Below are 17,455 nucleotides of genomic sequence, written 5' to 3'. Positions count from 1 at the left end.
AACACAAAAGGACATAAAAATGGTGGAAAGCATAGTTAAAAATTGGCAAGGAGAACAGGTCGGCCAGACTACCTTTGAGTTACGGGTTGCTCAAGAATCAACGGCCTCTCATATTGTGCATCGAGCCTTGGTAAGACAAATGACTAACTCTCGCCAAGGGACTGCGAGTACAAAAACTCGTTCCGAAGTTAGAGGCGGCGGTCGTAAACCTTGGCGACAAAAGGGAACAGGTCGCGCCCGTGCTGGGTCAATTCGTTCTCCACTGTGGCGTGGTGGTGGTGTGATCTTTGGACCGAAACCCAGAGATTTTAACCTGAAATTAAACCGCAAAGAACGGCGTTTAGCACTGCGAACCGCTTTTGTAGGTCGTGGGGACGATTTGATTGTGGTTGAAGATTTTAACAACGAGTTATCCCGCCCCAAAACTAAGGAGTTAGTCTCAGCACTAGCTCGTTGGGGAGCAGCACCTGAAAGTAAGGCATTGTTAATTTTGCCGGAGATTCAAAAGGCGGATAATGTTTATTTATCAGCCCGGAATATCGAAAATTTAAAGGTAATTGCAGCAGACCAACTTAATGTTTACGACTTGCTGCACGCTGATAAAATTGTCGTCACTGCATCAGCTTTAGCCAAAATTCAGGAGGTCTATAGTGCCTAAGTTTGACCCCCGCAATCTTCCCGACTTAGTGCGTCGCCCCATTGTGACTGAAAAGGCGACTATCCTCATGGAGCAAAATAAATATACTTTTGAAGTAGCTCCCAAGGCTAGCAAACCACAAATTAAGGCGGCGATTGAAGACCTATTTCAGGTAAAGATAGTCAAAATTAATACCATGATGCCACCACGTAAACAGCGTCGTGTTGGTAAATTTATTGGTTACAAGCCCCAATATAAGCGAGCTATTGTCACTGTAGCCCCTGGGGACGAAGAGAAAGTTAGACAAGTTCTATTCCCAGAGGTATAAAATAAAATGGGTACTCGTTCTTATCGCCCTTATACCCCTAGTACGCGCCAAGTTACTGTATCCGACTTTGCGGAAATTACTAAGTCAAAGCCGGAAAAATCATTAACAGAATACGTACATCGCCCTAAGGGTCGTAATAATCAAGGGCGGATCACTAGCCGTCGTCGGGGTGGCGGACACAAGCAACTTTACCGGATTATCGACTTTAAAAGGGATAAACGTAATATTGTCGCCGAAGTTATAGCCATTGAATACGACCCCAATCGGAATGCTCGCATCGCTCTGGTTTTATATGAAGACGGGGAAAAGCGTTATATTCTTCACCCCAATAAGTTACCAGTGGGTGCGAAAATTATCGCCGGTCCTGACTCTCCCTTTGAGGATGGGAACGCTTTACCACTGTCTAATATACCCCTGGGTACTAGTGTCCATAATGTGGAGCTGACACCGGGTAAAGGCGGGCAAATTGTCCGTGCGGCTGGTGCTAATGCCCAAGTAGTGGCTAAAGAAGGTAACTATGTCACTCTCAAGCTACCTTCCGGGGAAGTGCGGATGATTCGTAAAGAATGCTACGCCACTATTGGACAGGTAGGTAACACCGATGCGCGAAATCTCAGCGCCGGTAAGGCGGGACGGAATCGGTGGAAGGGTCGCCGTCCTAAGGTTAGAGGTAGTGTGATGAACCCGGTAGACCACCCACATGGTGGTGGTGAGGGTAGAGCTCCTATTGGTAGACCAGGTCCTGTAACACCTTGGGGTAAACCTACTTTAGGGGCAAAAACTCGCAAGCCTAAGAAAGCTAGCAGCAAATTGATCGTGCGTCGTCGTCGGAAATCTTCTAAACGTGGACGTGGTGGCCGTCAGTCATAATCTCAAGTCAAACATCCAAAGTCGAAATTATGGGTCGTTCTCTAAAAAAAGGTCCTTTTGTAGCGGATCACTTGCTGAGTAAGCTGGAAAAGCTCAACGCTAAAAACGAAAAACAAGTTATTAAAACTTGGTCGAGAGCTTCGACAATTTTGCCGTTGATGATAGGTCATACCATCGCTGTTCATAACGGACGTCAACACGTTCCGGTTTTTGTGAATGAGCAAATGGTAGGACACAAGTTGGGAGAGTTCGCCCCCACACGTACCTACAGAGGTCATGGGAAGAGTGATAAAAAAGCAGGGAGATAGTTATTAGTCATTGTGACTAATGACTTAAGGAGAAAATTATGGCTATTGATACTACTGAAGTAAAGGCGATCGCTCGTTATATCCGCATGTCTCCCTACAAGGTGCGCCGTGTACTTGACCAAATTCGGGGGCGCTCCTACCGAGAAGCACTAATTGTATTGGAATTCATGCCCTATCGAGCCTGTGAACCAGTATTGAAACTTCTCAGAAGTGCAGCGGCTAATGCCGAGCATAATGCTGGTTTAGACCGGACGCAACTGGTAATTACTCAAGCCTATGCTAATCAAGGTCCAGTGCTAAAACGGTTTCAACCAAGAGCTCAGGGGCGAGCTTACCAAATTCGCAAGCCAACGTGTCATATCACTGTGGCTGTGGCCGCTGATGCTACTGCTAAATGAAATACCCCTTCTTTGACCGATGGGGTCTAGACACGAAAAACTGCGTAAAGTAAGAAATTCTTAGAGGAAGCATTTGTGGGACAGAAAATTCATCCAGTTGGTTTTCGCCTGGGTATTACACAAGAGCATCAATCCCGTTGGTTTGCAGTTCCTGAACGCTATCCAGAACTTTTACAAGAAGACCACAAACTTCGGAAATACATAGAACAAAAGCTGGGTAGATTGGCTCAAAACAATGCCGGAATTTCCGAGGTGCGGATTGAGCGCAAAGCAGACCAAATTGATTTGGAAGTACACACGGCTAGACCAGGTGTAGTTGTCGGCCGCGGTGGACAAGGTATTGAATCACTGCGGGTGGGACTACAAGAAATGCTCGGCAGTAATCGTCAAATTCGGATTAATGTCGTCGAAGTCCAAAAAGTTGATGCAGACGCGGCTTTGATTGCGGAATACATTGCTCAACAGCTGGAACGGCGGGTTTCTTTTCGGCGGGTGGTACGCCAAGCTATTCAGCGCGCCCAACGTGCTGGTGTTCAAGGCATTAAAATTCAAGTCAGCGGTCGCCTCAACGGTGCAGAAATTGCTCGGACAGAGTGGACTCGTGAGGGAAGAGTGCCTTTACATACCCTCCGGGCTGATATTCACTACTCTTACTGCACAGCTAAAACAATTTACGGGATTCTGGGGATTAAAGTATGGGTGTTTAAGGGAGAAATTATCCCAGGACAGGAAGAAACCACCGCTCCATCCACCCCACGCGATCGCGAACCACGTCGTCGTCAACAACAACGCCGTCGTCAGCAATTTGAAGACCGATCTAATGAAGGATGAAGCATGTTAAGTCCTAGAAGAACTAAATTCCGCAAACAACAGCGCGGACGGATGCAAGGCCTAGCTAGCCGCGGCTGTAACCTTAACTTCGGTGATTTTGGCCTCCAAGCTCAAGAGCCATCTTGGATTACCTCCCGCCAAATTGAGGCCTCCCGTCGGGCAATGACTCGTTATATCCGTCGGGGTGGTAAAATCTGGATCCGGATTTTTCCGGATAAACCTATCACTATGCGTCCGGCAGAAACCCGGATGGGTTCAGGAAAAGGTTCTCCAGAGTTTTGGGTGGCGGTAGTTAAGCCAGGACGCATTATGTTTGAAATCGCTGGAGTTTCCGAGGAAATCGCCCGCGAAGCTATGCGTTTGGCTGCCAATAAGCTGCCAATTAAAACTAAATTTATTGTGCGTTCTCAACCACAGGAGCAGGAGTAGGTTATGCCTCTTCCCAAGATTTCGGAAGCTAGAGAATTAAGTGATGAACAACTGGTCTCGGAAATTGTCTCTGTTAAAAAACAACTGTTTCAGTTACGGTTGCAAAAAGCTACAAGACAATTAGAAAAGCCTCATGAGTTCCGACACGCCCGCCACCGCCTCGCCCAGTTGCTCACTGTGGAAACTCAGCGCCAACAGGCTACAAGTCAATCGACTACAGAATAAAAACTAGGAGATTATGGCAATCAAAGAACGAGTCGGCGTGGTAGTCAGCGACAAAATGCAAAAAACTGTGGTAGTCGCTGTGGAAAACCGCTCTCCCCACCCTAAGTATGGCAAAATTGTCGTGCAAACCCGCCGCTATAAGGTTCACGACGAAAATAGTCAGTGCAAGGTGGGCGATCGCGTCCGGATTCAAGAAACTAGACCTTTGAGTAAGACCAAACGCTGGCAAGTCAAAGATATCTTGAATGCTAAGACTACAGTGTAATAATTGTTACAGTAATCTAAACTCCAAAAGGGAGATTAATTGTGATTCAACCCCAGACCTACCTCACTGTGGCAGATAATAGCGGTGCCAAAAAAATTATGTGCATCCGTGTATTAGGTGCAGGCAACAGGCGTTATGGTTTCATCGGCGACAAGATTATCGCCGTTGTTAAAGATGCCATCCCCAACATGGCTGTGAAAAAATCCGATGTCATACAAGCAGTGATTGTCCGTACCCGTCACAACATCCGCCGGGATAGTGGTATGACTATTCGCTTTGATGATAACGCCGCGGTGATCATCAATAAGGATGGTAATCCCAGAGGTACACGGGTCTTTGGACCGGTGGCTCGGGAATTACGCGATAAAAGCTTCACCAAAATCGTTTCTCTGGCTCCGGAGGTGCTGTAATGGCAAACCCCAAGGAAAAAGCCAAAGTATTTCATAAAATGCACGTCAAAACTGGCGACACTGTGCAAGTAATTGCCGGTAAGGACAAAGGCAAAGTTGGTGAAGTGGTCAAAGCACTACCCCAACTGAGTAAAGTCCTGATTAAAGGTGTCAATATCAAGACTAAGCACGTCAAACCCCAGCAAGAAGGAGAATCGGGCCGCATCGTCACTCAGGAATTTCCTATCCATAGTTCCAATGTGATGCTCTATTCTACTAAGCAAAACGTTACAAGTCGTGTTTGCTACACCTTTACAGCAGAAGGTAAAAAGGTGAGAATGCTCAAAAAAACCGGCGAAATTCTCGATAAATAAAGGGAATAACTGCTGTTTTTCTACCAGAAGGGACTCCTCAGTAATTCACAAGGCCTCCCTGACAAAGCCCAGGGATACAGATAAATAACTATGGCAACACCAAGACTCAAAGGTTTATATCAAGAAACCATCGTCCCTAAACTGATGAATCAGTTTCAGTACACTAACGTTCATCAAGTACCGAAGTTAGTGAAAATTACTGTTAACCGCGGTTTGGGGGAAGCGGCTCAAAATGCCAAGGCGCTAGAAGCGTCTTTAAATGAAATTGCCCTGATTACCGGTCAAAAACCAGTGGTGACTCGGGCGAAAAAGGCGATCGCCGGCTTTAAAATTCGTCAGGGTATGCCTGTTGGCATTATGGTAACCCTCAGAAGCGAACGGATGTACGCTTTTCTTGACCGATTAGTTAGCTTATCACTACCCAGAATTAGAGACTTTCGCGGCATCAGTCCTAAAAGCTTCGATGGTCGCGGTAACTACACTATGGGTGTTAGAGAACAGCTAATTTTTCCAGAAGTCGAGTACGACAGTATCGATCAAATCCGTGGGATGGATATTTCCATCATCACAACGGCGAAAAACGACGAAGAGGGTCGCGCCTTACTTAAAGAAATGGGAATGCCCTTTCGCGATCAATAAGTTCATCTAAAGAGGGAACGATGGCAGCTAACGATACAGTTGCAGATATGCTCACGCGCATCCGCAATGCCAACCTGGCAAGGCATCAGACTACACAAGTGCCAGCCACAAAAATGACTCGTAGTATTGCCAAGGTACTACAAGAGGAAGGCTTTGTTGCTGAAGTTGTAGAAGCAGGAGAAGGGATTAAACGCAATTTGGTGATTTCACTCAAATACAAGGGTAAAAACCGTCAGCCTTTAATTACCGCTTTGAAACGAGTCAGTAAACCGGGTTTGCGCGTTTACTCCAATAGAAAAGAATTACCCCGGGTACTAGGTGGCATCGGCATTGCCATTATTTCTACATCCAGTGGCATTATGACTGACCGCGAAGCCCGTCGTCAGAGCCTGGGTGGCGAAGTACTTTGCTATGTTTGGTAGTCATTACCCCCAGGGTCAGGACTGAAGATAAAGGACCAAGAATCATGTCTCGTATTGGTAAACGTCCAATTAATATTCCCGCCAAAGTGGAAGTGACAATTGATGGTAGCCAAGTTTTAGTGAAAGGACCCAAAGGCCAACTTTCGCGGACATTGCCTACTCATGTCGTTGTCTCCCAAGAAGGACAAACATTAAATGTCACCCGTCGCGATGACACACGTACGTCCCGGCAAATGCACGGTTTAAGCCGTACCCTAGTGGCTAACATGGTGGAGGGAGTCTCCCAAGGTTTTCAGCGTCGTCTGGAAATTCAAGGTGTGGGTTACCGGGCACAAGTTCAAGGACGTAACCTAGTCCTGAATATTGGCTACAGCCATCAAGTGCAGATTGACCCCCCTGAAGGAGTTCAGTTTGCTGTAGAAAATAACACTAACGTCATCGTCAGTGGTTACGATAAGGAAATAGTAGGTAACACAGCCGCAAAAATTCGTGCTGTTCGCCCCCCAGAACCCTACAAAGGTAAAGGGATTCGTTATGCCGGTGAAGCCGTCAGACGCAAAGCTGGTAAGACTGGTAAGAGTGGTAAGAAATAACAATGAAACTTACTCGTAGAGAATCAAAACAGCGTCGTCATCGCCGCGTTCGTGGTAAAGTTCACGGCACCCAAGAACGTCCACGTTTAGCCGTGTTCCGTTCCAATGAACATATTTACGCTCAAGTAATTGACGACACCAAGCATCACACCTTAGTAGCAGCCTCCACCGTCGAACCAGAGTTGAAATCGAATTTGGCTACAGGTGCTACTTGTGAGGCATCAGCCCAAGTCGGCAAATTGGTAGCAGTGCGATTGTTGGAAAAAGGAATCACCAAAGTAGTCTTTGATCGCGGTGGCAACTTATATCATGGTCGTGTCAAAGCCCTAGCTGATGCAGCACGCGAAGCTGGTTTAGATTTCTAATGACAACTGACTAATAGAGAGCATTTGATTATGGCAACTGGTCGTCGTAAGGCTAACCGCACAAAAAAAGAAGAAACTAACTGGCAAGAGCGCGTCATCCAAATCCGCCGGGTGAGCAAGGTCGTTAAGGGAGGTAAAAAACTCAGCTTCCGCGCCATCGTCGTCGTCGGTAATGAACGTGGCCAAGTCGGTGTCGGAGTCGGCAAAGCTTCAGATGTCATTGGCGCTGTCAAAAAAGGCGTGGCCGATGGCAAAAAACACCTGATTGACATTCCTATGACTAAATCTAACTCCATCCCCCATCCTATTGATGGTGTGGGTGGCGGTGCTAAGGTGATGATGCGCCCCGCAGCACCCGGTACCGGGGTAATTGCTGGTGGTGCTGTGCGGACTGTACTGGAATTGGCAGGAGTTCGTAACATCTTGGCCAAGCAACTTGGTTCCAATAACCCCCTCAACAATGCTAGAGCCGCAGTGAATGCCTTATCTACACTCCGTACTTTTTCTGAAGTAGCCGAAGATCGCGGTATTCCTATTGAAAAACTCTACATTTAGAATGGTTAACGGTTAATGGCTTGCTGACGGTTTAAGCAAGCCCTCAACATTGATCGGTCAATAGTGAAGCTCTAAAAAATAACTAATTACATCATGAGACTCAACGATGTTAAGCCCCAAAAAGGTTCAAAAAAACGCCGCCGTCGTGTAGCTAGAGGTATTTCCGCTGGTCAAGGCGCTAGCGCTGGTTTGGGTATGAGAGGTCAAAAATCTCGTTCCGGTAGCAGTACCAGACCAGGTTTTGAAGGTGGTCAGCAACCATTGTACCGCCGCTTACCTAAGCTTAAGGGCTTTCCGATTGTGAATCGGAAAATTTACACTACGATTAATGTAGATAAGCTCGCTTCTCTTCCTGCTGGTACAGAAGTAACTTTGACTTCTCTCAAAGATGCGGGAATCATCACTGCTGCTAAAGGCCCATTGAAAATCTTGGGCAACGGTGAATTGAATGTATCCCTCAAGGTACAAGCAGCAGCTTTTACAGGACAAGCTCGTAGCAAAATTGAGGCGGCTGGTGGTAGCTGTGAAGTGGTATCAGGAAATACATGATTCCCTACTTGCCATCTCTAGATCCCTGCCAGCCCCCGGTTCACTATAGAGGTAGCATTCTATGATCAGTCGAGAAAAAGCCCCAACGGCTCAAGAAACTTTTATGCAGATGGCCCAAGCAGCCGGACTCAGAGGTAGGCTGCTTGTCACCGTCGGTATTTTAATTTTGGTTCGCCTGGGTATATTTTTGCCGGTACCTGGTCTTGATAGGGCTAGGTTCGCCGCAGCTATATCTAGTAACAATGCCGTATTCGGTTTATTGGATATCTTTTCTGGGCGGGGACTTTCCACTTTGGGCATCTTTGCCCTCGGAATCTTACCTTTTATCAATGCCTCCATTATTATCCAATTACTCACCGCGGCAATTCCATCTTTAGAAAATTTACAGAAAAACGAAGGTGAGCAGGGCCGCCGGAAAATTTCCCAAATTACACGCTATGTCACGGTAGTTTGGGCAACTATTCAGAGTGTCGCTTTTTCGTCGTTGTTCCTCCAGCAATTTGCTTTGAATCCCGGCATTTTGTTTGTCGCTGAAACAGCCATCGCTCTCACGGCTGGTTCTATGTTTGTTATGTGGGCATCAGAACTGATTACAGAACGCGGACTTGGTAATGGTGCATCATTGTTGATTTTTGTCAATATTGTCGCTTCGTTACCAAAGGCTTTAGGCGATACCATTGACTTGGTACAAGTTGGCGGTAGAGAAACTGTCGGTCGCGTTATTGTCCTCGTACTGGTATTCCTGGCTACTATTGTCGGGATTGTTTTCGTTCAGGAAGGTATCCGCCGCATCCCCATTATTTCCGCTCGTCGTCAAGTCGGTCGCCGTGTCTTGGCAGAGCAGCGTAGTTATTTACCCCTGCGGCTCAATTCCGGGGGGGTCATGCCGATTATTTTTGCAGCCGCAATTCTCAGTCTGCCACTTTTAATCGCTAATTTCACCAGAAATCCTGACATAGCTAACATTGTCAACACTTATCTCAATCCTGGGGGTTCCGGGGCTTGGGTTTATGCTCTGGTCTACTTGGTGTCAATTATTTTCTTCAGTTATTTCTACTCTTCTTTGATTGTTAATCCAGTTGATGTGGCTCAGAATTTGAAGAAAATGGGATCTAGTATTCCCGGTATTCGTCCCGGTAAGGCTACCAGTGAGTATCTTGAGCGTGTGATGAATCGACTGACTTTTTTAGGGGCGATATTTTTGGGATTTGTCGCTATTATTCCCACGGCTGTGGAAAGTGCTCTAGGTGTCCCTACTTTTCGAGGTTTGGGTGCTACCTCTTTGCTCATACTGGTAGGTGTGGCAATTGATACGGCTAAACAAGTCCAAACTTACGTGATATCTCAGCGTTATGAAGGAATGGTGAAACAATAGTGACGCGATTAATTTTCTTGGGACCACCTGGCTCTGGTAAGGGCACTCAAGCTCAAGTTTTGGCGGCAGACTTGAATATTCCCCACATTTCTACTGGGGATATATTAAGGCAGGCTATGCAAGAGCAAACTCCTTTGGGAATTAAGGCTCAAGGTTATGTCAATCAGGGCGATTTAGTACCGGACCAGTTGGTTCAGGACTTGGTGCAGGAGCGCTTTGTCCAACCGGATGTCACATCCGGTTGGATTCTTGATGGGTTTCCCCGCAAGGTCACACAAGCGGTTTTTCTCGAGCAGTTGCTCGCACAAACTCATCAGGGTGACCAGCGGGTTGTTAATCTCGATGCTCCAGATGATGTGGTGGTAGCACGTTTACTCGCTCGGGGACGAAAAGATGATACCGAGGAGGTAATTCGTCACCGTTTAGATGTTTACCGCTCTCAAACAGCACCATTGATTGACTATTATCGCGATCGCCAGAAATTAGTCACGGTCAATGGCCATCAGTCCCAAGAAGAAGTCACTGAGCAATTGCGCCTCATCGTTACTTCATAGCCTGATCAGTGGGGGGAAATCACCACTCACTACCCCGCCAGGACGCGATTCATCGCGTCTCTCGCCCCTATGGCTAAGATGCTGGACAATTTTAGCTAAGATATATTAATAAACTATTGATATATTTCTCAAAATATGTTCTTTTGCAGAGCCAGTGCTGCAACTGTATCAATAGGAGATTGTTGAATTGAGGAAAAAACAAATTGTCTAAGCAAGATTTGATTGAAATGGAAGGCACTGTCACTGAATCCCTCCCCAATGCGATGTTTCGCGTTGATTTGGATAATGGGTTCAATGTCTTGGCACACATTTCCGGTAAGATTCGCCGTAATTACATCAAGATTTTACCTGGCGATCGCGTCAAAGTTGAGTTAACTCCCTACGACCTTTCAAAAGGCAGAATCACCTATAGACTGCGGAAGAAATAGCTATACCTCCAAAATCTTACCATAAAACCATCTTTTTGGGTTCTCCCCCATTAATTAACTGAATTAAATTCCCTAAAAATGCTATAATTTACTATTTGGAGTCAATTACAAAAGGCATGAAAGTTCGAGCCTCAGTCAAGAAAATGTGTGAAAAATGCAACGTGATCCGCCGTCGCGGTCGCGTTATGGTGATTTGCGTCAATCCCAAGCACAAACAACGCCAAGGCTAACACTCTCACACATCAAGGAGTGAAAATACAGATTAATCACCATAAAAAACGACAAAGTTAATTAATTAATTAAGTCTTTGTCATAGCAACTGCGATAACCATAGGGAGAAAATAATTGTGGCACGTATTTCCGGGGTAGACCTTCCACGTGATAAGCGCGTTGAAGTTGGTCTGACTTATATTTACGGCATTGGGTTAACAAGGTCTCTGGAAATTTTAGCCGCTACAGGTGTAAATCCAGATACCCGTGTTAAAGACCTAAGTGATGCTGAAGTGGCAGCCCTGCGCGGCGAAATAGAAAGCAACTATCAAGTAGAAGGTGACTTGCGGCGCTTAGAAGCCATGAACATCAAGCGCTTGATTGATATTGGTTGCTACCGCGGTCGTCGCCACCGCATGGGCTTACCAGTCAGAGGTCAAAGAACTCGCACTAATGCCAGAACCCGCAGGGGGAGAAGGCAGACAGTGGCCGGTAAGAAGAAGGCTCCAGGCAAATAAACCTTTAAACCCGGCAGATCAAAGCAAGTTGTACCTAGGATTAACTAAAAAAATATGGCAAGACAACCAACAAAAAAAGGCGGCAGCAAAAAGCAAAAGCGCAACGTACCCAATGGCATGGCCTACATCCAGTCTACTTTCAACAATAGCATTGTCACCATTACCGATCAAAATGGGGACGTGATTTCCTGGGCTAGTGCCGGTTCGAGCGGTTTTAAGGGAGCCAAAAAAGGCACCCCCTTTGCAGCACAAACAGCAGCAGAAAGTGCAGCCCGTAGGGCTATAGACCAAGGAATGCGGCAAATTGAAGTCATGGTTAGTGGACCTGGAGCAGGGAGAGAAACCGCCATTCGCGCCATCCAAGGAGCCGGACTAGAAATTACCCTGATTCGGGACATCACCCCCATTCCTCACAATGGTTGCCGCCCGCCCAAGCGCCGCCGAGTTTAAATAATATTTAGTGTCCAAACTGTTTCTCAAACCCCACCCCCAACCGCAGCGGTGCCAGGGAGGAGTCCAGTGTGAAGCAAGTCAGCTCTTCCTGACGGGGGGGCTGCTAAAGTTCAGAGCACCCAAAATAAATAATCATCTCCCCGTAGATAGGGCGAGGATACCATACTGCCACTTTTCAAAGGCAGTTAAATCTACCTGGCTCCACAAAGCTAGGGAACGAAAACTAAATTCAACGAGGCAATTGATTTGCCTGCTAGCAGCACCTTAAAGAAGGGAGGCTAATCCGTGGCGCAGTTTCAAATTGAATGTGTAGAGTCTAATACAGAGGAAAGTCGGAGCCATTATAGTAAATTTGTGCTGGAACCTCTAGAGCGTGGTCAAGGAACAACAGTTGGCAACGCGCTGCGGCGGGTTTTACTGTCGAATCTAGAGGGGACAGCAGTTACAGCAGTGAGAATTGCCGGTGTAACCCACGAGTTTGCCACAGTTCCCGGTGTGCGGGAAGACGTGCTGGAAATCCTCATGAAAATGAAGGAAGTAATCCTCAGAAGCTACTCATCTCAACCCCAGATTGGCAGATTACTTGTGAATGGTCCTGCAACAGTCACTGTGGCACATTTTGATTTGCCCAGCGAAGTAGAAGTCATAGACCCCACCCAGTACGTCGCTACCCTAGCAGAGGGTGGCAAACTGGAAATGGAATTTCGCATTGAGAAAGGAAAAGGTTATCGCACAGTAGAGCGAGGACGCGAAGAAGCCACCTCCTTAGACTTTCTGCAAATTGACTCGGTATTTATGCCAGTGCGGAAAGTTAACTATAGTGTAGAAGAAGCTCGTGGGGAGAGCTCAATTACCAAAGACCGCTTGCTGTTAGAAGTTTGGACAAATGGCAGTATCTCGCCCCAAGAAGCACTATCCTCAGCAGCTGGTATTCTAGTAGAGCTATTCAATCCATTGAAAGATATCTCACTAGAGCCTACAGAAACAGGCGCTGAAGTCCCAGAAGATCCCACCGCCCAAATTCCCATTGAAGAACTGCAACTTTCTGTACGGGCTTATAACTGTCTCAAACGCGCACAAGTCAACTCCGTGGCAGACCTGTTGGATTTCACCCAAGAAGACCTGTTAGAAATTAAAAACTTCGGTCAAAAATCAGCAGAAGAAGTAGTGGAAGCTTTACAGCGCCGTTTAGGCATTACCCTGTCCCCAGAAAGAGGCTCTAAACACAGTTAGTTAAACCCCAATTTTTACTCATTTATTATGCGTCATCGTTGTCGAGTCAAAAAACTCAGTAAACCAGCCGACCAGCGGCGCGCCCTGTTGCGATCGCTATCCACAGAGCTCATCCGTCATGGTCGCATCACCACAACTTTAATCCGCGCTAAAGTTGTTCGCAGCGAAGTAGATAAAATGATTACCCTAGCCAAAGACGGCTCCTTAGCAGCACGTCGGCAAGCCCTGGGCTACATCTACGACAAGCAACTAGTTCATGCCTTATTTGAGCAAGCCCCAACTCGGTACGGTAATCGCAACGGGGGTTATACCCGCATCCTGCATACCGTTAACCGCCGGGGAGATCATGCGCAAATGGCAATCATCGAGCTAGTCTAGTTCATTAGTCATTGGTCATGGGTCAGACACCAGACCAACAGACAAAACCTGTATGTTAGAAAGCCAACCGGTTCCTAGGCCAACCCATCGAGTCGCCTTAGTAATTCAATACTTAGGCACTCATTTTCACGGCTGGCAAAGACAAAAGCAACATCGTACAGTTCAAGAAGAAATCGAAACAGCGATCGCTCAGGTACAAGGGTTTCATGTCACCCTCCATGGTGCCGGGCGCACCGATGCGGGAGTCCATGCAGCTGCCCAAGTAGCCCATTTTGAAGCCACAGGATTCATCCCACCCCAGAAGTGGGCATCAATCCTCAACAGCTACCTGCCCCAAGATATACTCATTAGGGCTGCAGCGAGTGTAGATCATCATTGGCACGCCCGATTTAGTGCCGCATATCGGCGGTATCGCTATACGATATATACTGAACCTCGGCCCAACTTGTTCGTTAGACCCTTCAGTTGGCATTATTATTATGCACCCCTGGATGAATCCTTAATCCAAGCAGCCCTCGCACCGCTGATAGGGAAACATCATTTAGCCGCATTTCACCGAGCCGGTTCCAAGCGCCAGCACTCTTGGGTAGAAGTGCAAGCCGCAGAATGTCATCGCAGTGGGCCATTTATTCATATTGAAATTCAGGCCAATGGATTTTTGTATGGCATGGTACGGCTGTTAGTAGGGATGCTAGCACAAGTAGGTTCCAGCAAGCTGACACTGGCTAGCTTTACCGAACTGTGGAAAACAGAGCGCCGGGAAAAAGTCAAACACGCCGCCCCTCCCCAGGGTTTGTGTTTATTAAGAGTTGGCTACCCAGAGTTCCCCTTTCCCCCAGAAATTTGGTATGAAACCCAGCCCAAATTGGTCTTTCCCACAAATATTCCCCTAGAATATCCCCTAGCAGATCACCTTGATCTCAATTCCACACCACTCTCATAAAACAAAACTATCATGACCACAAAAACATACCTTCCTCCTCAAGCATCCCTTGAGCGTGAGTGGTACGTAGTAGATGCCACCGATAAACGCCTCGGCCGCCTGGCTAGCGAAATCGCCATGATTCTCAGAGGCAAAAACAAACCCCAATTCACCCCCCACATGGACACCGGTGACTTTGTTATTGTCGTTAATGCTGAAAAAGTAGCAGTCACAGGGAAAAAGCGCAGCCAAAAACTTTACCGTCGCCATTCCGGCCGCCCCGGGGGGATGAAAACAGAAACCTTTGCCAAACTGCAACAGCGCCTACCAGAACGCATTGTAGAACACGCGGTTAAAGGTATGCTACCTAAAAATAGCCTGGGTAAGCAGTTGTTCACTAAACTCAAGGTTTACGCAGGTCCGACTCATCCCCATAGCGCCCAAAAACCCAAAGAACTCACAATTAATACAATTCCCGGAGAAAATTAATGACAGTAGCACAAAGTAATAGCGGTCGCGCCGTGTACTGGGGTACCGGTCGTCGCAAGTCCGCAGTAGCACGGGTGAGATTGGTTCCCGGTGAAGGGAAATTGACCGTCAACGGTAAGGATGGAGAATTGTACTTTCAATTCAACGCCAATTACCTAGGAGTCATTAGAAATCCTCTAGAAACCCTGGGACTGGAAAACGAATATGACATTTTAGTCAAAGCTGAAGGCGGCGGCCTCACAGGACAAGCTGATTCTATTCGTTTAGGTGTAGCTCGCGCCCTGTGTCAACTCGACCCAGATAACCGCCCACCTTTGAAAATCGAGGGCTACTTGACCCGCGACCCCCGGGCAAAGGAACGGAAAAAATATGGTTTACACAAAGCCCGGAAAGCACCTCAGTACTCCAAACGTTAAACACATCAATGGGAATTGGTCATTGGGAATAGCACACAATCTGCCCCAATTCCCCCGGCTCAATTCTCCACTAAAAGTTATAATTAATATAGGTTAACGACAAAAACATGGCTAAATCTGATATTCATCCCCAATGGTATCCAGAGGCTAAAGTTTACTGTAACGGTCAAGTAGTGATGACCGTCGGCTCTACTAAGCCAGAATTACACGTAGATGTTTGGTCAGGAAATCACCCCTTTTACACCGGTACTCAGAAGCTGATTGATACCGAGGGTCGCGTTGAGCGCTTCTTGCGTAAATACGGCATGAGCACCACTAAATCCACTCAGAGCGATTCCCAAGAAAAGTAGCGCCTTGGCTGTGGCTGTTAACGACGACCCGGTAACTGCTGGGTCGCTTGTCATTTTTTGCCGAGCCTAGTTATCTGTAAGGAGCGATCGCATTCGTCATGGCTGAAACATACCTGTTAGAAAAACTCAAATCTGTTGAACAAACATTTCATGAATTAACCCGTCGTCTGGGTGACCCCGATACCGCCAAAAACCCTGATGAGTATCAAAAAATTGCTAAGTCTCGTTCTTCCCTAGAAGAAACAGTCAATACCTACGAAACTTGGAAAACTGCTACCACAGACCTAGCAGGGGCGCGTCAAGTCCTCAAAGAATCCAACGGTGACCCAGAGTTGCAAGAAATGGCATCCCTGGAAGTTAAAGAACTAGAAGCAAAACTAGAACACCTAGAAAATCGCCTCAAGGTTTTACTCTTACCCCGCGACCCTAACGATGATAAAAATATCATGTTAGAAATTCGCGCCGGTACCGGCGGCGATGAAGCCAGTATCTGGGCGGGTGATTTACTGCGCATGTACTCCCGCTATGCCGACCTCCAAGGCTGGAGAGTCAAACTCGTCAGCGAATCCCTGGGGGAAATGGGCGGCTTCAAAGAAGTGATCCTGGAAATTCAGGGCGATAGCGTTTACAGTCAACTCAAATTTGAAGCGGGAGTCCATCGTGTACAGCGTGTACCAGCTACAGAAGCTGGAGGACGGGTTCACACCTCCACAGCCACCGTCGCCATTATGCCAGAAGTCGATGATGTGGAAATTCACATTGATCCCAAAGATATCGAACTCACCACCGCTCGTTCTGGTGGTGCTGGGGGACAAAACGTTAACAAGGTAGAAACCGCAGCAGACTTGTACCACAAACCCACTGGTATCCGTATTTTCTGCACAGAAGAACGTAGTCAATTGCAAAACAAAGAACGGGCGATGCAAATCCTCCGGGCTAAACTGTACGAAATCAAGTTACGCGAGCAACAAGAAGCCGTAACTTCCATGCGTCGATCGCAAGTTGGTACAGGCTCACGCTCCGAGAAAATCCGTACTTACAACTATAAAGATAACCGTGTTACCGACCACCGCCTAGGACAGAACTACTCACTTAATCCCGTCTTGGAAGGTGAGTTAGAGATACTCATTCAATCTTGTATCTCTCAAGACCAGCAAGAACGCCTGGCAGAGTTAGCAAATGCTACCTCAAACTAACTTTTAGCCGTTAACTCTCATGGAAAACCGCTATTTCTAATGTAGCTTTTAATGCATACAAGCGGTTTTCTAAGGCAGTTCGGAGTGCCTTTTCCATTTCCGCCAGATACTCGTAATACACAAATTCGTAGCGCATAGTCTGATTTAACCTCCGCCACTCCAGGAGGCTATCACAGCACTCAATTAACCTCTCCACGGTTGTTTGCCAACGGGTAAAAATCCGATAGCTGAAAAAGCTACTGCACACATTCCCCTTAGCATCCCAGAAGGAAATACACACCTGATGCTTAAGATAACGGATTTTCTTGACCTCCTTCACCTCACAGCCCTTGTGTTTCAGCGCTTCCTTAACTTCCCCATCTGAAATCTTCCATTGACTGGGTTTGATATTCTTAGCCGCTATGAGATTACAACCCGGGCGGCGATACTTTTTAACTCGGCGTAGATTGCGGAACATATGCACCCCTTCTACCTGATTTAATAGGGTTATATATTTATCTTGCAGTTACAATTAAAAATAACAATTCTAAATTCAGCATATCATTGCTCAGTTAAATTGTAAATAGTTACTAAAAATATAGTCAAATATTTTTAGCTTGGTAAGGTCTAAACCTGACTGGGCTAACTACAAGCCTCTCTACTGAGTTTCCATCAAAGATAGAGTCCCCAGCTACCTTTCTTAATATATTTAGGGAACCATTCAAGTCTGCTGAATATATTTTCCCAGACTTAGACCTAAATAAACCTCTGTTGATT

Annotated in this window: 31 protein-coding genes; 30 read left to right on the top strand and 1 reads right to left on the bottom strand. The window is 46.7% G+C overall.

Annotation, left to right across the window (positions count from 1 at the left end; translation table 11 throughout):
• The first annotated feature begins 19 nt into the window (after positions 1-19).
• From rplD to prfA, 30 genes are all read left to right on the top strand, one after another.
• The gene (gene rplD / locus PN457_RS06895; protein WP_271732227.1) at positions 20-658 is read left to right on the top strand and encodes a 50S ribosomal protein L4; all 639 of its coding nucleotides are present in this window, start codon (positions 20-22) and stop codon (positions 656-658) included.
• Positions 651-965, top strand: coding sequence for a 50S ribosomal protein L23 (locus tag PN457_RS06890; RefSeq protein ID WP_271732225.1), 315 nt, complete (start codon positions 651-653; stop codon positions 963-965). The genes rplD and PN457_RS06890 overlap by 8 nt, the downstream gene beginning before the upstream one ends.
• Positions 966-971: 6 nt before the next feature.
• Positions 972-1,835 carry a 50S ribosomal protein L2 gene (gene rplB, locus PN457_RS06885; RefSeq protein WP_271732224.1) on the top strand — a complete coding sequence of 288 codons (864 nt, stop codon included), beginning with the start codon at positions 972-974 and terminating at the stop codon, positions 1,833-1,835.
• A 29-nt stretch (positions 1,836-1,864) separates the two neighbouring features.
• Positions 1,865-2,143 carry a 30S ribosomal protein S19 gene (gene rpsS, locus PN457_RS06880; RefSeq protein WP_271732222.1) on the top strand — a complete coding sequence of 93 codons (279 nt, stop codon included), beginning with the start codon at positions 1,865-1,867 and terminating at the stop codon, positions 2,141-2,143.
• Positions 2,144-2,181: 38 nt separating this feature from the next.
• Entirely contained in the window at positions 2,182-2,541 is a 360-nt protein-coding gene (gene rplV / locus PN457_RS06875; RefSeq protein WP_271732220.1) for a 50S ribosomal protein L22, read from the top strand.
• 75 nt (positions 2,542-2,616) lie between these two features.
• Positions 2,617-3,372: a 30S ribosomal protein S3 gene (gene rpsC, locus PN457_RS06870; RefSeq protein ID WP_271732218.1), complete on the top strand. Its 756-nt coding sequence runs from the start codon at positions 2,617-2,619 to the stop codon at positions 3,370-3,372.
• A 3-nt stretch (positions 3,373-3,375) separates the two neighbouring features.
• Positions 3,376-3,801 carry a 50S ribosomal protein L16 gene (gene rplP, locus PN457_RS06865; RefSeq protein WP_271732217.1) on the top strand — a complete coding sequence of 142 codons (426 nt, stop codon included), beginning with the start codon at positions 3,376-3,378 and terminating at the stop codon, positions 3,799-3,801.
• Between the two features lie 3 nt (positions 3,802-3,804).
• A complete protein-coding gene (gene rpmC, locus PN457_RS06860) occupies positions 3,805-4,026 on the top strand; it encodes a 50S ribosomal protein L29 (RefSeq protein WP_271732216.1) in 222 nt (73 codons plus the stop codon).
• A gap of 13 nt (positions 4,027-4,039) precedes the next feature.
• Positions 4,040-4,291, top strand: a complete 252-nt coding sequence (gene rpsQ, locus PN457_RS06855) for a 30S ribosomal protein S17 (RefSeq protein WP_271732215.1) — start codon at positions 4,040-4,042, stop codon at positions 4,289-4,291.
• Between the two features lie 41 nt (positions 4,292-4,332).
• Positions 4,333-4,701, top strand: a complete 369-nt coding sequence (gene rplN, locus PN457_RS06850; protein ID WP_271732213.1) for a 50S ribosomal protein L14 — start codon at positions 4,333-4,335, stop codon at positions 4,699-4,701.
• A complete protein-coding gene (rplX, locus tag PN457_RS06845; protein WP_271732212.1) occupies positions 4,701-5,054 on the top strand; it encodes a 50S ribosomal protein L24 in 354 nt (117 codons plus the stop codon). The genes rplN and rplX overlap by 1 nt, the downstream gene beginning before the upstream one ends.
• A 90-nt stretch (positions 5,055-5,144) precedes the next feature.
• Positions 5,145-5,693 carry a 50S ribosomal protein L5 gene (gene rplE / locus PN457_RS06840; protein ID WP_271732211.1) on the top strand — a complete coding sequence of 183 codons (549 nt, stop codon included), beginning with the start codon at positions 5,145-5,147 and terminating at the stop codon, positions 5,691-5,693.
• Positions 5,694-5,713: 20 nt separating this feature from the next.
• Complete coding sequence (rpsH, locus tag PN457_RS06835; protein WP_200989445.1) at positions 5,714-6,115, top strand: 30S ribosomal protein S8; 402 nt, start codon at positions 5,714-5,716, stop codon at positions 6,113-6,115.
• A 44-nt stretch (positions 6,116-6,159) separates the two neighbouring features.
• The gene (rplF, locus tag PN457_RS06830; RefSeq protein WP_271732210.1) at positions 6,160-6,708 is read left to right on the top strand and encodes a 50S ribosomal protein L6; all 549 of its coding nucleotides are present in this window, start codon (positions 6,160-6,162) and stop codon (positions 6,706-6,708) included.
• A gap of 2 nt (positions 6,709-6,710) precedes the next feature.
• A complete protein-coding gene (gene rplR, locus PN457_RS06825; RefSeq protein ID WP_271732209.1) occupies positions 6,711-7,073 on the top strand; it encodes a 50S ribosomal protein L18 in 363 nt (120 codons plus the stop codon).
• A 30-nt stretch (positions 7,074-7,103) separates the two neighbouring features.
• Positions 7,104-7,628, top strand: a complete 525-nt coding sequence (gene rpsE, locus PN457_RS06820) for a 30S ribosomal protein S5 (RefSeq protein WP_271732207.1) — start codon at positions 7,104-7,106, stop codon at positions 7,626-7,628.
• Between the two features lie 93 nt (positions 7,629-7,721).
• A complete protein-coding gene (rplO, locus tag PN457_RS06815) occupies positions 7,722-8,177 on the top strand; it encodes a 50S ribosomal protein L15 (RefSeq protein WP_271732206.1) in 456 nt (151 codons plus the stop codon).
• A gap of 61 nt (positions 8,178-8,238) precedes the next feature.
• Positions 8,239-9,552 carry a preprotein translocase subunit SecY gene (gene secY / locus PN457_RS06810; protein WP_271732205.1) on the top strand — a complete coding sequence of 438 codons (1,314 nt, stop codon included), beginning with the start codon at positions 8,239-8,241 and terminating at the stop codon, positions 9,550-9,552.
• Positions 9,552-10,106 carry an adenylate kinase gene (locus tag PN457_RS06805; protein ID WP_271732204.1) on the top strand — a complete coding sequence of 185 codons (555 nt, stop codon included), beginning with the start codon at positions 9,552-9,554 and terminating at the stop codon, positions 10,104-10,106. The genes secY and PN457_RS06805 overlap by 1 nt, the downstream gene beginning before the upstream one ends.
• Before the next feature lie 203 nt (positions 10,107-10,309).
• Positions 10,310-10,534, top strand: coding sequence for a translation initiation factor IF-1 (gene infA, locus PN457_RS06800; protein WP_006196724.1), 225 nt, complete (start codon positions 10,310-10,312; stop codon positions 10,532-10,534).
• Positions 10,535-10,650: 116 nt separating this feature from the next.
• Positions 10,651-10,764: a 50S ribosomal protein L36 gene (gene rpmJ, locus PN457_RS06795; protein ID WP_006196723.1), complete on the top strand. Its 114-nt coding sequence runs from the start codon at positions 10,651-10,653 to the stop codon at positions 10,762-10,764.
• 117 nt (positions 10,765-10,881) lie between these two features.
• Complete coding sequence (rpsM, locus tag PN457_RS06790; protein ID WP_271732201.1) at positions 10,882-11,262, top strand: 30S ribosomal protein S13; 381 nt, start codon at positions 10,882-10,884, stop codon at positions 11,260-11,262.
• Positions 11,263-11,316: 54 nt separating this feature from the next.
• Positions 11,317-11,712 (top strand): 30S ribosomal protein S11, encoded by a 396-nt coding sequence (gene rpsK / locus PN457_RS06785; RefSeq protein WP_271732200.1) that lies wholly within the window; start codon positions 11,317-11,319, stop codon positions 11,710-11,712.
• Between the two features lie 288 nt (positions 11,713-12,000).
• Entirely contained in the window at positions 12,001-12,948 is a 948-nt protein-coding gene (locus tag PN457_RS06780; RefSeq protein WP_271732198.1) for a DNA-directed RNA polymerase subunit alpha, read from the top strand.
• 27 nt (positions 12,949-12,975) lie between these two features.
• A complete protein-coding gene (rplQ, locus tag PN457_RS06775; RefSeq protein WP_271732195.1) occupies positions 12,976-13,326 on the top strand; it encodes a 50S ribosomal protein L17 in 351 nt (116 codons plus the stop codon).
• A gap of 52 nt (positions 13,327-13,378) precedes the next feature.
• Entirely contained in the window at positions 13,379-14,269 is an 891-nt protein-coding gene (gene truA, locus PN457_RS06770) for a tRNA pseudouridine(38-40) synthase TruA (protein WP_271732194.1), read from the top strand.
• Positions 14,270-14,281: 12 nt separating this feature from the next.
• A complete protein-coding gene (rplM, locus tag PN457_RS06765; RefSeq protein ID WP_271732192.1) occupies positions 14,282-14,737 on the top strand; it encodes a 50S ribosomal protein L13 in 456 nt (151 codons plus the stop codon).
• Positions 14,737-15,153, top strand: a complete 417-nt coding sequence (gene rpsI / locus PN457_RS06760; RefSeq protein WP_271732190.1) for a 30S ribosomal protein S9 — start codon at positions 14,737-14,739, stop codon at positions 15,151-15,153. The genes rplM and rpsI overlap by 1 nt, the downstream gene beginning before the upstream one ends.
• Before the next feature lie 107 nt (positions 15,154-15,260).
• Complete coding sequence (gene rpmE / locus PN457_RS06755) at positions 15,261-15,503, top strand: 50S ribosomal protein L31 (protein WP_271732189.1); 243 nt, start codon at positions 15,261-15,263, stop codon at positions 15,501-15,503.
• A gap of 98 nt (positions 15,504-15,601) precedes the next feature.
• Positions 15,602-16,699 carry a peptide chain release factor 1 gene (gene prfA / locus PN457_RS06750; RefSeq protein ID WP_271732188.1) on the top strand — a complete coding sequence of 366 codons (1,098 nt, stop codon included), beginning with the start codon at positions 15,602-15,604 and terminating at the stop codon, positions 16,697-16,699.
• A 10-nt stretch (positions 16,700-16,709) separates the two neighbouring features.
• Here the strand turns inward: prfA and PN457_RS06745 are convergent, their stop codons facing one another.
• A complete protein-coding gene (locus PN457_RS06745) occupies positions 16,710-17,156 on the bottom strand; it encodes a hypothetical protein (protein WP_271732187.1) in 447 nt (148 codons plus the stop codon).
• Positions 17,157-17,455 lie beyond the last annotated feature (299 nt).

The organism is Anabaenopsis arnoldii, assembly GCF_028331025.1.
Taxonomy (GTDB): domain Bacteria; phylum Cyanobacteriota; class Cyanobacteriia; order Cyanobacteriales; family Nostocaceae; genus Anabaenopsis; species Anabaenopsis arnoldii.
The sequence above is the reverse complement of the archived record's forward strand: the minus strand, read 5'-3'. Positions and strand labels throughout refer to the sequence as shown.

Excerpts from the sequence above, each read along its gene's own strand:
- rpmJ (WP_006196723.1), top strand. The coding sequence starts at position 10,651 with ATGAAAGTTCGAGCCTCAGTCAAGAAAATGTGTGAAAAATGCAACGTG.
- rplV (WP_271732220.1), top strand. The coding sequence starts at position 2,182 with ATGGCTATTGATACTACTGAAGTAAAGGCGATCGCTCGTTATATCCGC.
- rplX (WP_271732212.1), top strand. The coding sequence starts at position 4,701 with ATGGCAAACCCCAAGGAAAAAGCCAAAGTATTTCATAAAATGCACGTC.
- rpsS (WP_271732222.1), top strand. The coding sequence starts at position 1,865 with ATGGGTCGTTCTCTAAAAAAAGGTCCTTTTGTAGCGGATCACTTGCTG.
- rpmE (WP_271732189.1), top strand. The coding sequence starts at position 15,261 with ATGGCTAAATCTGATATTCATCCCCAATGGTATCCAGAGGCTAAAGTT.
- rplE (WP_271732211.1), top strand. The coding sequence starts at position 5,145 with ATGGCAACACCAAGACTCAAAGGTTTATATCAAGAAACCATCGTCCCT.
- rplB (WP_271732224.1), top strand. The coding sequence starts at position 972 with ATGGGTACTCGTTCTTATCGCCCTTATACCCCTAGTACGCGCCAAGTT.
- truA (WP_271732194.1), top strand. The coding sequence starts at position 13,379 with ATGTTAGAAAGCCAACCGGTTCCTAGGCCAACCCATCGAGTCGCCTTA.
- rplD (WP_271732227.1), top strand. The coding sequence starts at position 20 with ATGGTGGAAAGCATAGTTAAAAATTGGCAAGGAGAACAGGTCGGCCAG.
- rpsH (WP_200989445.1), top strand. The coding sequence starts at position 5,714 with ATGGCAGCTAACGATACAGTTGCAGATATGCTCACGCGCATCCGCAAT.
- rpmC (WP_271732216.1), top strand. The coding sequence starts at position 3,805 with ATGCCTCTTCCCAAGATTTCGGAAGCTAGAGAATTAAGTGATGAACAA.
- rpsI (WP_271732190.1), top strand. The coding sequence starts at position 14,737 with ATGACAGTAGCACAAAGTAATAGCGGTCGCGCCGTGTACTGGGGTACC.
- secY (WP_271732205.1), top strand. The coding sequence starts at position 8,239 with ATGATCAGTCGAGAAAAAGCCCCAACGGCTCAAGAAACTTTTATGCAG.
- rplO (WP_271732206.1), top strand. The coding sequence starts at position 7,722 with ATGAGACTCAACGATGTTAAGCCCCAAAAAGGTTCAAAAAAACGCCGC.
- rpsK (WP_271732200.1), top strand. The coding sequence starts at position 11,317 with ATGGCAAGACAACCAACAAAAAAAGGCGGCAGCAAAAAGCAAAAGCGC.
- rpsQ (WP_271732215.1), top strand. The coding sequence starts at position 4,040 with ATGGCAATCAAAGAACGAGTCGGCGTGGTAGTCAGCGACAAAATGCAA.
- PN457_RS06745 (WP_271732187.1), bottom strand. The coding sequence starts at position 17,156 with ATGTTCCGCAATCTACGCCGAGTTAAAAAGTATCGCCGCCCGGGTTGT.
- prfA (WP_271732188.1), top strand. The coding sequence starts at position 15,602 with ATGGCTGAAACATACCTGTTAGAAAAACTCAAATCTGTTGAACAAACA.
- rpsE (WP_271732207.1), top strand. The coding sequence starts at position 7,104 with ATGGCAACTGGTCGTCGTAAGGCTAACCGCACAAAAAAAGAAGAAACT.
- rplM (WP_271732192.1), top strand. The coding sequence starts at position 14,282 with ATGACCACAAAAACATACCTTCCTCCTCAAGCATCCCTTGAGCGTGAG.
- rplP (WP_271732217.1), top strand. The coding sequence starts at position 3,376 with ATGTTAAGTCCTAGAAGAACTAAATTCCGCAAACAACAGCGCGGACGG.
- rplF (WP_271732210.1), top strand. The coding sequence starts at position 6,160 with ATGTCTCGTATTGGTAAACGTCCAATTAATATTCCCGCCAAAGTGGAA.
- rplR (WP_271732209.1), top strand. The coding sequence starts at position 6,711 with ATGAAACTTACTCGTAGAGAATCAAAACAGCGTCGTCATCGCCGCGTT.
- rplQ (WP_271732195.1), top strand. The coding sequence starts at position 12,976 with ATGCGTCATCGTTGTCGAGTCAAAAAACTCAGTAAACCAGCCGACCAG.